Raw genomic sequence first — 13497 nt, forward strand, 5'->3', positions numbered from 1 at the left:
TAACATATTTAGCCATATTCAAACATAGTGACTGCAAATAGAATCATCATGAAAAAATACATACTCGAAGCATTGTCGTTTTTCCTTTTTATAAAAAACAAAGCAAAAAAGATACATCCATTGTGGGATTTTACGAAAGCAGCCACCTTTCTTATTTTCTTCAATACTCTCCCAATTTCAGCTCAATTTCAACTCAACGGAAACACAACCAGCTTAGGTGGAGATTGTTACCGTTTGACCGATACCTTCAATTGGGAACTGAGTTCCCTGTTTAGTACTAACCAGATTGACCTCAATCAATCCTTTGAAATTCAAACCGAAATGCTCTTTGGAGTCAAAGATGGAGCAGATGGAATGACCTTCTTATTGCAGTCGCAAGGAAACACCGCTTTAGGTCTTGGAGGAGGAGGAATAGGTTATGAAACCATCACTCCTTCTGTCATTGTAGAATTTGATACCTACCAAAACAACAGTGCAGGAGAAGGACTCAACAACGATCCCGTACAAGACCACGTTGCCGTTTTGACCAATGGATCTCCCATACATACTGGTACAAACTATACCACCGTAGGCAATATCGAAGATCTTACCTACCATGATGTAAGAATCATTTGGAATGCCGCTTCCACCAACCTGCTCGTTTATCTCGATTGTGTGGAAGTCATCAACTACACGAATGACATTGTAACCAATATTTTTGGAGGCAGTGGTAATGTTTATTGGGGATTTACCGCCAGCACAGGAGGACAAAACAACCGACACGAAGTTTGTATTATATCCACTAATTTTTTCGATCCATTAGAAGACCAAATAATCTGTGATGGCGAAACCATTGCCATAGGGTTAGATGATATTCCCACCTATACATACAGTTGGACACCCACTACAGGCTTAGACAATGCCGCCATCTCCAATCCAATGGCCTCTCCAACTACCACCACCAATTATATCCTCAACATTACAGATGACTGTGGAAATGTACGTACAGACGATGTGACCGTAACTGTTACCCCTAAACCAGTCATCACTCTAAGCAATCAAGCCATTTTATGCCCCAGTGAATCGTTCGTCACTTTGGATGCAACAATTGCAGGAGGTTCTTATGTATGGTCAACAAACGCCGTCACCCCCAGTATAAATGCCACGAGTGTAGGAGTTTACACTGTAACAGTTAGCGATGCAGGTGGATGCACCAACACCCAAGCCGTTACAGTTACGATGCCCGACATTTCTATGGATTTGGGACTGAATCAAACACTTTGTCAAAACGAAACCATTACTTTAGACGCTACTCCAACGGGAACAGATGTAGCTGCCCCCACTTATTTATGGTCAGATAGCTCGACCGATCCCACTTTAGTAGTTAGCACACAAGGCACCTATACCGTCAATGTAACCAATGGATCATGTGTTTTGACCGATGCAATTACGATACTATACAATCCTCTACCCAATTTCGATTTAGGTGCAAATCTAACGCTATGCCCTAGTGAAACCGCCACACTCAATGCTACTCCAACAGGCGGCACTGCACCAACCTACCTTTGGCAAGACGCATCCACAAATGCAACGTTTACAGTAACAACAGCAGGCACTTACACTGTCACAGTCACGGATTTGGGTTGTAGCAAAACCGACCAGATTACTGTCACTTACAACCAATTACCCAATGTGGATTTAGGAGGTGACCAAACATTTTGTATTGGCAATGTCGAAACATTATCAGCTGTTCCCTCCAATGCAGTTGCACCAACCTACGAATGGCAAGACGGTTCAACCAATCCTACCTTCGATGTAAGTGTGGCAGGAACGTATGCTGTCACTGTTACCGACCAAGGTTGTGTTTCAACAGACCAAGTAGAAATTACCTTCAATGCCAATCCAGGACTTAACTTTGGCCCCGATTTCACAGTTTGTGGTACCTCAACTGTAGTATTGAATCCTTTGAGTGCCGACTCTTTTGTTTGGCAGGATGGTTCAACAAATCCTTCTTATACTGTCGAATTTCCAGGAGGCACCTATTCTGTTACCGTTACTGTCAATGGCTGTCAGGCTTCTGATGAAATCAACATTGATTATGCTCCTATTCCCCCCATTGACTTAGGTCCTGATGTAACAATTTGTCAAGATCAAAGTTATACCATCAATGCTCCCTTTTCTGATTCCTATGAATGGCAAGATGGCTCGACCAATTCAACCTTTACGGCTACTCAAACTGGACTGTACACCGTAGAAATAACTATTGGCGATTGCAGCAATACCGATGATATTATGGTCAATGTCACTCCCCTTCCCAATGTCAATTTAGGTCCAGATGTGACCCTTTGTGAAGGTGAAACACTGACCCTTGCAGCACCCGCAGGAGCAAGTTATCAATGGCAAGATGGTTCAGTCAATTCTACTTTTACAGTGACGCAAGCAGGCACTTATAGCGTGATTGCTACTGCAAATGGTTGTAGCAATTCAGATGAAATCACGGTAAATTATACTTCGCTGCCTGTACTCGATTTGGGCGCAGACATCACACTTTGTGAAGGTGAAACTACCACACTAACTGCTCCAATTGCAGATACTTACCAATGGCAAAATGGTGCGACCATCATTTCTACCACTTCAAGTATTGAAGTAAGTGAAGCGGGTATTTATAGCCTTATGATTACAAGCAACAATTGCAGTAGTTCAGACCAAATTGAAGTAGTTTACAATACTTTGCCAAGCATTGACTTAGGTGAAGATGTAACCCTTTGTGAAGGCCAAACCACCACTTTGGCTGCTCCAACGGCTGATAGTTACGAGTGGCAAGATGGTTCGACCAATCCTACTTTTCAAGTGAGCCAAGCAGGTATATACAGTGTCACGATTACGACCAACAATTGCAGCAGTTCAGACCAAATTGAAGCTTTTTACAATCTTTTACCCGACATCAGTTTGGGTGAAAATCTAACCCTTTGTGAAGGAGAAAGCACTACTTTGGATGCTACTCCCGACAATTCGGCCGACTTAGGCACAATTACTTATGAGTGGCAAGACGGTTCAACCAACCCAACTTTTGCAGTAGGCGAAAGCGGTACTTTTTCGGTAACAGTTACCTCTAACGGTTGCCAAAGTACAGACAATGTTACCATCAATTTCGATACGCTTCCTTCCATTGATTTGGGCGAAGATCAAACACTTTGTGAAGGGGAAACGCTGATATTGAACGCTACTTTGGTAGGAGGTATATATGAATGGCAAGATGGCTCAACCAATCCTACTTTTGAAGTGAGCGAAGCAGGCACTTATTCGGTTGTCGTTACACTAAATTCTTGCATTTTAGAAGGCAGTATTATCATTGATTACCAAGCTCTTCCCATTTTTGACTTGGGCGCAGACCAAACGATTTGTGAAGGAGAAACACTTACTTTGGATGCAACGACTGCAAATGCAACTTATGAATGGCAGGATGGTTCGACCAATCCTACTTTTGAAGTCAGCGAAACAGGTGATTTTGAGGTGATGGTTACTGCAAATGGATGTACTTCAACGGATATTGTGAGTATCTCCGTTACTCCATTGCCTATCTTCAATTTAGGGGCAGATATTACCCTTTGTGAAGGCCAAACGACTACACTGGATGCTACTCCTGACAATGCGGCTTCCTTCAATAACATCACCTACGAATGGCAAGATGGCTCGACCAATCCTACTTTTGAATCAACACAATCAGGTACTTATACAGTGATTGTTACAGCGGATAACTGCGTAAGTAGTGATGAAATTGTGGTAACAGTGGATGCAGCAGGCATCATAGATTTGGGAACAGATTTGACATTGTGCGAAGGCGAAACTTTTACCTTGGATGCCACAACACCCAATGCAACCTACGAATGGCAGGACGGTTCGACCAATCCTACGTTTGAAGTAATACAGGCAGGTAGCTATTCGGTGACTGTGAATACAGATGGTTGTTTGTTGTTGGGCAGTATTGATGTCACCTATTCACCACAACCTGCAATTGACTTGGGCGTAAATCAAACCTTGTGCGAAGGCGAAACCCTTACACTCAACGCTACAATTCCCAATGCGACCTACGAATGGCAAGATGGTTCGACCAATCCGACTTTTGAAGTGACACAATCGGGTACTTATTCTGTTATTGTTTCGGTCAATAACTGCTTGGTCAGTGATGACATTGAAGTAATTGTCAATCCATTGCCTATAATTGATTTAGGCGCAGATGTCACCGTTTGCGAAGGTGAAACTACAACGCTTACTGCTCCGATTGCAGACAGCTACCTTTGGAACAATAATATGACGACTCGCAGCATTGTGGTCAATCAAGCAGGTATTTACAGCGTGACAGCAACGACCAACAATTGTAGCAGTTCGGATGAAATTGAGGTTTTTGTGAACCCAGCTCCTGCAGTAAATTTAGGTGGAGATGTGACGCTTTGTGAAGGTGAAAATTTTACCTTAGACGCTACTTTTGCGGGGGCAACGTATGAATGGCAAGATGGTTCGACCAATCCGACCTTCAATGTAAGCGAAGCGGGCACATATTCGGTGATTGTTTCGGTGGGCGATTGCAGCAGTTCAGATGAGATTGTGATTAATTTTGACAATGCTGGAACGGTAAATTTGGGTGCGGATGCTACACTTTGCGAGGGTGAAACACTTCAATTGAATGCTACAACGCCCAATGCGACTTATGAATGGCAAGATGGCTCGACCAATCCGACCTTCAATGTGAATCAAGCAGGTACATATTCGGTAACGGTTACGATTGCAGGCGGTTGCATTTTGTTAGGCAGTATTGATGTGGCATATTCGCCACAACCTACGGTGGATTTGGGCGCAGATTTGGTATTTTGTGAAGGTGAAAGCAGAATTTTGGATGCAACTATTGGAGGGGCAACTTATGAATGGCAGGATGGCTCTACGAATCCAACATTTGAAGTGACAGCCTCGGGTGTATATGAGGTGGTTGTTTCGGTTGGAAATTGCAGTGCGAGTGATGGAGTCACTGCAAATGTAACATCTTTACCTATCGTAGATTTGGGCGCAGATTTGGAACTTTGCGAAGGTGACACGGCTACCCTGACTGCTGCTAATGCAGACACTTATCTTTGGAACAATAACGAAACGACTTCAAGCATTGAAGTGGCGCAATCGGGTATTTATACAGTGACGGCTTCGACTGATGGTTGCAGCAGTTCGGACGAAATTGCAGTGGTTTTCAATGCACTTCCTGTGGTCAATTTGGGAGCGGATTTGAATATTTGTAGTGGAGAAACGGTGACTTTGGATGCGACTTTTGAAGGGGCAACTTACGAATGGCAAGATGGTTCTACCAATCCAACTTTTGAAGTGACCTTGGCGGGAACGTACTCTGTGATAGTGACTACAAACGGTTGTAGTAGTTCGGATGAGGTAGTTATCAATTTTGACGATGCGGGAACAGTCGATTTAGGAGCTGATGCTACACTTTGCGAGGGGGAAACCTTGGTCTTGGATGCGACTACAGCAAATGCAGCGTATGAATGGCAAGATGGCTCGGTGAATCCTACTTTTGAAGTGACGGCTTCGGGGATTTATTCAGTGACCGTCAGCATTGGAGCGTGTGAATTGGTGGGCAGCATTGAAGTGGATTATGTACCGCAACCTTCAGTGGATTTGGGCGCAGATTTGGCATTTTGCGAAGGAGAAACGACTACATTGGATGCAACTTTTGCTGGGGCAACTTACGAATGGCAAGATGGTTCAATCAATCCGACTTTTGAAGTAACAGCTTCAGGTATATATGCGGTAACGGTAACGGTGGGAAATTGTGTGGCAACGGATGAATTGACTGCAATGGCTTCGGCGGTTCCTACGGTGGATTTGGGTGAGGATGTTTCACTTTGTGGAGTGGAGAATTTCCCTTTGGTTGCACCAATAGCGGATGCGTATATTTGGAGTACTGGCGATACAAATGGTAGTATTGACGTTTTACAATCAGGCATTTACACAGTGACAGTAACCAATGGTATTTGCAGCAATACGGATGAAATTTCGGTGTCTTTGGATGCACTTCCTACGGTGGATTTAGGCGGCACGATTTTGCTTTGTGGGGGTTTGGCTGTAGTATTGGATGCCACACAAACTGCTGCAAATACGACCTATGAATGGCAGGATGGCTCTACGAATCCTACGTTTGAACTGAATACATCGGGTACGTACTCGGTAACAGTAACGGTTGGCGATTGCAGTGTGAGTGATTCGGTGGAGGTGACTTTGGAGGAAAATCCTACGATTGATTTGGGAATGGATACGGTACTTTGTACGGGTCAAACTTTGTTGTTGACTGCACCTTTGGCAGATTCGTATTTGTGGCAAGATGGCTCTACAAATGCTGCTTTTGAAGTGACGGAAGCTGGCACTTATTCGGTTGAAACGCAGTCGGAGGATTGCCTTTTGACAGGCAGCATTGATGTGACGTATGCGGTTGTACCGACGGTGGACTTAGGTGCGGATATTGCGATTTGTGAAGGGGAAAGTGTTGTTTTGGAAGGCATTGTATCAGATGTATTTTCGTTTCAATGGCTGGAAATTGGTGCGACTACCCCTACTTTGGAGGTGACGGAATCGGGCATTTATACTTTGCAGGTGTTCAGCGAAAATCCTGCTTGTGCCGTAGCTTCTGATAATGTGGAGGTAAGGGTTGAGGTTTGTGAAGAAGATCCTGGTTTTCAGATGGTGGTTCCGACTGCTTTTTCTCCAAACGGAGATGGTAACAACGACCAATTTTCTATTTTCTCGAATATGCCTTTGTTATCGGTTGAAACCAGAATTTACAACCGTTGGGGCAAATTGGTTTTTACTTCAATGGATGCAAATGAGGCCTGGGATGGGTCTGTAGATGGTGAAATTCAGCCGATTGGAGTATATGTATATTATGTGTTGGCTGAATACGATGAGGATGGTTTCACTAAACAGATTTTAAGGAAAGGAAATGTGAGTTTGGTGAGATAATTTGGATATTAGGAGATTAGATATTGAGTCAGAAATCATTCAATATCTAATCTCTATTATCCAATTTCTATTTTCAAAGCCTTCAAAACCTCATTCATAACTCCATTCCAGTCACCCGCTTTGGATTGTCTAAAAATCCGCATAGTCGGATACCAAACTGTATCTGCATCCTCCAAACCCCAGCGCCAATCGGGTGCATAATCCAATAATAACCAAATCTTTTTGTGCATTGAACCAGCCAAATGTGCGACTGCTGTATCCACAGAAATAATTAAATCCAGTGTGTCAATGTGTGTTGTGGTATCTACAAAATTTTCAATGGAAGAAGCTAAATCGATAAGTTTGGAGTCTTGTAAATCTTTGGAAGCTTTGCCAACTTGCAGCGAATACCATTCTATCTTTTTGAGCTTCAATAAACGGGTAAAAAAACGGGCTGGTATTGAACGTTTTTGATCATCGGGATGGTGGGGATTACCTGACCAAACGATGCCTATTTTAGCTGCGGTGGACGATGGACGGGGAGCGACTGTGGACAATTGGGTAGTGAATAATGGGTGTTGTAGAGGGTGAGGAGAATTACCGAAAAACTGGGGCAGGCTCATAATTGGGATTTGAAAATCCGCTTGGGGAGTGGTTTCTTTTGAAGTAAAGACTTGTATATCTTCAAAATTTGCTTGTATCAACCTCTGCAATGTGGGCTGTACACGCAAATAAACTTTTGCTCCTTTTTGCTGCAAGATCGGTACATATCGTACAAATTGAAGAGTATCACCAAAACCCTGTTCGTTCCAAACCAAAATACTTTTTTCCTCCAAATTTTCCCCTTTCCAAAAAGGTGCTTCAGTATCGGGATTTAAAGATTGATTCCTGAAAGCCAAGCGACTGTCAAACAATTTCCAACCTTCTTTCCACTCTCCTACTTGCAAAAGTACCTGTGACAAATTGTATTGAAAAGGTGCAAAATCGGGTTCGAGAGCAATGGCTTGTCGGTAGTAATCAATGGCATCTTCGGTATAAGCGGCAGAGGCAGATGCTCCTGCAATAGCATTGAGGAGGTCGGTATCTTTTGGGGCGAGGTCTAAACCTGCTTCGAGTATGTCAATTGCAGACTCATACTGTTGAGCATCATCGAGTGTGATGCCCAAATTGTAAACAATGTCAGTGGCTTTTGGATTGACTTTCAAAGACTGGCGAAAAGCTGCAATAGCTTTGGAGTATTCCTTCAATCGGCGGTGTGCTATGCCGAGTAGCAACAAAGTTTGTGCGTCTTTGCCCCTTTTTTGATTGGATTGTTGAAGAGCCTTGACCGCATTGTGGAGGTCGCCAAATTCCAACGCTAAATAACCATAGATTTGCAAATCTATAGCCGTCTTTAGTTGGTTTGGTTCGACTTCTTTATAAAAAGTTTCACCTCTTTCATCATAGTGGTCTTGAGTGACCAGACGATAGGCTTGATGTAGTTTTTCGGCAGCATTCATTTTAGAGTGTTTTTTGAAGCCAAAAGCCAACCCACAAGGCTAACAAACAGACGATTAAACTCAATGCGACATTGATGAAGGCATGAATCGTATTACCGCTTTGAAGAAGGGCAAAGGTTTCGAGGCTGAAGGTGGAGAAGGTGCTGAACCCTCCACAAAAACCGACAGCAAAAAAGGGTTTGAAGACTTGGTGAAGATCATCCCCTTTTTCTATTAATAATCCTGCCACAAAGCCCAACACAATGCAACTCAGAAAGTTGGCAGCAATAGTACCAATGGGTAAAAGCGTGGCGGGGTGTCCGTTCCATCTCGACATAGCGAAACGACACAAACTACCAAAACCGCCTCCGAGAAATATGGCGAGGTAATGAATCATGACTGGTTATGGTTTATCAACTTTTTTCGTTTCCCTATTTCGTAAAAATACTGCATTCCTACAAAAATAGCTAACACATAGCCCAAAGCCAAAATGGACAAGCTTGTATTCCAAGTATGGGTAAGAAAATGCCGCACAATGAAGTAGGTAAAAATAACCGATACAGTTGCCAAAGCTACAAAAACCCATGCTACCTGATTGTCTTTCAGACCACAATAAGCAAGATGGTGTGTAGTATGGTCTCGTCCGCCCACAAATGGCGATTGTCCACGACGGATACGGCGCACAAAAACGGTTGTCGTGTCTATAATTGGCAACATGAATACCAAAATGGGGAGTACAAACTGTTGAAGAGAAAGCCCTACTTCATCGGTCATTTTACCCCGAAACTGCCACATATACAAGATGCTGATAACCGACAAAAAAGCACCCAGAAACTGGCTACCTGAATCGCCCATGTACATTTTGGATGGATGCCAATTGAAGTACAAATAACTGACCAAAGCAGCCAAAACACCTACAATCACAATGACATAGAACCCTGCAAGCGCACCTTGCAAATACAAAACTGCCAAAGCAGCTACCAAAATAAAGGCAGAAACACTTGCGGTGATACCGTCCATGTTGTCTAGCATATTGATAGAATTCATCACTCCTACCACCCAAAAAGTGGTGAACAGTACATCTATCAGCCAAATATTGGAAATCGGGATGATTACGCCCATCACTATCATCACTGCTGCACATGCTAACTGACCCAAAAATTTGAAGCGGGGAGGTGTATTGTAGGAATCGTCAACCAAACCAACGATAAAGCCCAAGCTTGCGCTTCCTAAAAGGGCTAATAGTTCTCGGTTGAAAAAGGATTCGGAATGAAAGGGTAGCAAGAAATAGGAACAGACGGACAATAGAAAGAGCATGAAAAAACAGAATCCGCCGATTTTGGGTTTGGTTTGAGAAGCCCATCTCACCAAGTTTTCCTGTCCGTTATTGTGTTGGCGAGTGCCAATGTTTTTGAGGAATTTGAGGAAGAGGAAACTTAATATAGTGGTAAAAAATACAGCTACTATAAAAAAGACAAAGTAAGTAGTCAGTTGAAAGGAAATACTCGTTGTATCAAAGTCACTTAGATTCATGCTGCTGCTGTCTTCCTTTGAAGGTTGGGTAAAGTTTTTTATGAAGCAAATAAAAAATCAAATACAAAACTTATTTTCTATATTAATTGATATTCAACCAATAACTTGCAAATAAGAAAGTTGATTTTTCATTATGCCCAGTTTAATATGTAAGTTTGTCTAAGTATTTTGTTCAACACAGCACTAACGTCTGAAATCACCTCCTCGTTTAGCAGACACTGTAAGCGTTTCTAATGCCAATGAAGGAGTCATAGTATTATTTTTTGCCATTGTCATTGAAGAGGGAGCAGCCGATACTGAATATATTTTTCTGTGAGCGGGAGAATGTTCCCAAAGTAATTTGTCGTACAATTGCGCCATATCGTCTGTCAATCGCTGATAGCTATATTTTTGTGCAACATACTCATAGCCATCTTGCCCCATTTGACTTCGCAAAGTACTATCTTCTACCAATTGCTGCAAATTGTGGGCAAAACTTTCTACACATTTTGAAGGAGAAAGCAAAGCCGTTTGATTGGGGATAACTACATCTTTCACACCACCTACATTGGTAGTCACAATGGGTTTGTTTGCCGCTTGAGCCTCGATAAGACTTACAGGCGTTCCTTCATTGAGCGAACTCAAGGCTACCACATCTGCACCAGCATAGACTTCATCAACATCGGTAATCCAAGAAGTAAAAGTAAGAGGTGCTTTGTGAAAATTTTCGGGAGTGGCAAAAGGGATATTCAGTTCTGTGGCCAAGTTTTCCATATTCGTGCGTTCTTCACCATCACCTACAATAAATGCCCGAATTTTTTGGGTGCTTTTGTTCAACAATTCTTTTAAAGCATTGAGGAACAAGGAGTGATTTTTGATGGGAACGAGGCGACCAACAATAGCAATGGCTACTTCATTGTCTGCAATTTGGTATTTTTGACGAAAATCAATGCGTTTGTCTATTTGATTCTCTTGAAATTTGGAAAGATCGAAACCCAAAGGCACGACTTCAATATGGTTGGGATTACAGACTTGGTAATCTTCACTTAATTCTTTCTTTTGTTCAGGACTGATGGCTACAATTTTGCTGCTGAACTTGGCTAGGTAACGTTCGATTTCTAAGTACAAGCGTGTTTTGAGTGGGCCAAAATAAGAGTGGAATACATGTCCATGAAAAGTATGTACAATCACAGGTACGCCACATTCTTTTGCCGCCAATCTCCCCAAAGTGCCTGATTTTGCAGCATGGGTATGAACGATATCTGGCTTGTATTCTTGAATGATTTTTTTGATGTCTTGGTAGGCTGCGAAGTCTTTGGTAGGGTGAATCGAACGATACATGTTGGGTATGTATCGGGGCTTCAATCCCATCTTATCAAGGATAAACTCCGAACTCGCTTCCGTCTCATCTTTCATTCCTGCCACAATCTGCGTTTCGAATTCAGGTTTCAAATACTTCGATAATAAAGCTACATTGAAAGTTGGACCACCTAAGTTCAAACGGTTGATAATGCGTAATATTTTGGGCATCTATCGCTTGTTTAGTCAATAATGAATTGATTCATTGTTGGATTAGGACTTTTTTTGAGAAAAATCCTAATCCGCATATTGAATGAAAACAAATGTACGAAAAACTACCATTTTGCTGCATTTTTTTAGAAAAAAATATCCTTAGACTTCTGATTTTTTTTGAAGGATACAGAAGGTTTATTTAGTATTCCTTTATTTTAAAGTATTGATTTGCAGCAACATTCGATAAATGCGTTTATTTTTCACAGTTGTTATTTGTTCCTTTGACTACTAAACTTTTTTTGGAACTTTGTGGATTTAACATTATCGTCCTTCCAAACTAAGTTCCATGTAACGTTTTTTGCTCCTTTTGATAGTTTTTGAAGTAGGCAAGAATTAATGAATACTGAATATAGGGGTGTGGTATAAGCATCAATGTTTTTACAGTAGGATAGATGGTTGTAGGAAACCCTAAACCCACAATCATCAGTGATGAGTTTTTTACTCCAATAACTGTCAAAACAGATTACAGGCATGCCTTTGACCAAGTACTTTCTTGACAAACTGTGTTTGGCTTAACTGATTGCTTTTGGAAGGATTCAAAAAGAGGTGTCCTCTATTACATACCCTTTGAACTTCTGAGAAATTGTTGAGATTAACGATTTTCGTGCTTTCTTTCAAATTCATTGACTCTATGAGAGGTTCGACAAACAGCAATTTATTTTTATTTTACTTTTTAATTGCAGATATTGAAAGCATAAAACATTTAGAAAATTATATTTTAAGAGATAATCAAGGTGTTCTCTTTCTGTAATACAAAAAATGGGCAGGTAGTTATCATTAAACTACCTGCCCATACTATTATCATAAATTGAAGATTAACTTTTTAGGGTTATTCTTAACCTATGAGTAATTGAATTGATTTTAGTAACCTAAGCCCAAAGAAGACAAAGTTTCTTTGTTTAAGTTGCCCATTGGCAAACCTTTAGCTTGTTGGTATTTAGTCAATGCAGCTCTTGTTTGAGCCCCCATAACACCATCAACAGGACCTGGGTTGTAACCTTGGTCAGTCAATGCTTGCTGAACTCGACGAATCACACCAGGAGTGGTATCTGCAGCACAAAGGATTTCTACCCATTGAGTAAATCCACCTGCACGAACCAATTGTTTTTCATCAACTGTTTTGTATTCAGCAGGAATCAATACTTCTTCTGATCTTGCAGGAGAAGCCAATATACGTTTTTTGATAGTAGTGTATTCAGCAGGAACTTCTACTTCTCTTACAGTAGCAGGTGTTACCAACACACGCTTAGTGATAGTTTTGTATTCAGCAGGAATTTCTACTACACTTGAGTTACCTGAATCTGCTAATACTTGTTTGGATACAGTTTTGTATTGAGCAGGAATTTCTTCCCAGCACATTACATAACAATCTTCTGGGTTAGCAGAAAAGCAGTTAGGAGTTTTTTTCTTTTTTACCCATTGACCAACAGCAGGCTGAATTAATACTCTCTCAGTAGTGGTAGTGTAACGTGGAGCTGAATCTACGACTTTAGTAGAAGCTTCTTTGATCATTACTCTTTCTGTAACTGTCTCGTAAACAGCGGCTACAGGAATTAATTTCTTAGAAGCATCTTTCACCAAAATTCTTTCTTCTACTGTTTCATAAACAGCAGGGGAAGAAATTTTCTTGCTTGAAGCTTCTTTCACTAATACTTGACGGCTAACCGTTTCGTATTGATCTGCAATTTTACATTTTGCATAACAAGTACCATAGTTTGTAGGAACTGGAGGCATGTCATCAAATGCGTTTTGCGCCATAGCAACAGTACTGACACAAAGTAAGACTAATAAAGCATTGAAGAGTCTTGATTTGAACATAGCTATATGTTTAATTTAAGTTATAAAAAATAAATGTCTTTTTGTTAGTTCTATCTATCCAATAAACATGGATTTAGGACATTTTAAGTAGCGAAAAGTCACTCGGATTATTACAAATTATTTGAAGTAAGAATAGTGACTATTGAAG

6 protein-coding genes are annotated in these 13497 nt (G+C 41.4%); 1 reads left to right on the plus strand and 5 read right to left on the minus strand.

Features of this window, described 5'->3' with window-relative positions; translation table 11 throughout:
- The first annotated feature begins 48 nt into the window (after window positions 1–48).
- Window positions 49–6990, plus strand: a complete 6942-nt coding sequence (locus tag R3E32_11655) for a gliding motility-associated C-terminal domain-containing protein (protein MEZ4885375.1) — start codon at window positions 49–51, stop codon at window positions 6988–6990.
- 56 nt (window positions 6991–7046) lie between these two features.
- Here R3E32_11655 and R3E32_11660 read toward each other — a convergent pair whose 3' ends face one another.
- From R3E32_11660 to R3E32_11680, 5 genes are all read right to left on the minus strand, one after another.
- The gene (locus tag R3E32_11660; protein MEZ4885376.1) at window positions 7047–8468 is read right to left on the minus strand and encodes a tetratricopeptide repeat protein; all 1422 of its coding nucleotides are present in this window, start codon (window positions 8466–8468) and stop codon (window positions 7047–7049) included.
- Between the two features lies 1 nt (window position 8469).
- The gene (gene crcB, locus R3E32_11665) at window positions 8470–8844 is read right to left on the minus strand and encodes a fluoride efflux transporter CrcB (protein ID MEZ4885377.1); all 375 of its coding nucleotides are present in this window, start codon (window positions 8842–8844) and stop codon (window positions 8470–8472) included.
- Window positions 8841–9980 carry an MraY family glycosyltransferase gene (locus R3E32_11670; GenBank protein ID MEZ4885378.1) on the minus strand — a complete coding sequence of 380 codons (1140 nt, stop codon included), beginning with the start codon at window positions 9978–9980 and terminating at the stop codon, window positions 8841–8843. Before R3E32_11670 ends, crcB begins: the two co-directional genes overlap by 4 nt.
- Before the next feature lie 183 nt (window positions 9981–10163).
- Complete coding sequence (locus R3E32_11675; protein MEZ4885379.1) at window positions 10164–11489, minus strand: glycosyltransferase family 4 protein; 1326 nt, start codon at window positions 11487–11489, stop codon at window positions 10164–10166.
- Window positions 11490–12392: 903 nt separating this feature from the next.
- The gene (locus R3E32_11680; protein ID MEZ4885380.1) at window positions 12393–13349 is read right to left on the minus strand and encodes a peptidoglycan-binding domain-containing protein; all 957 of its coding nucleotides are present in this window, start codon (window positions 13347–13349) and stop codon (window positions 12393–12395) included.
- Between the last annotated feature and the right edge of the window lie 148 nt (window positions 13350–13497).

The sequence above is a fragment of the Chitinophagales bacterium genome (assembly GCA_041392475.1).
Taxonomy (GTDB): Bacteria; Bacteroidota; Bacteroidia; order Chitinophagales; family UBA2359; genus JAUHXA01.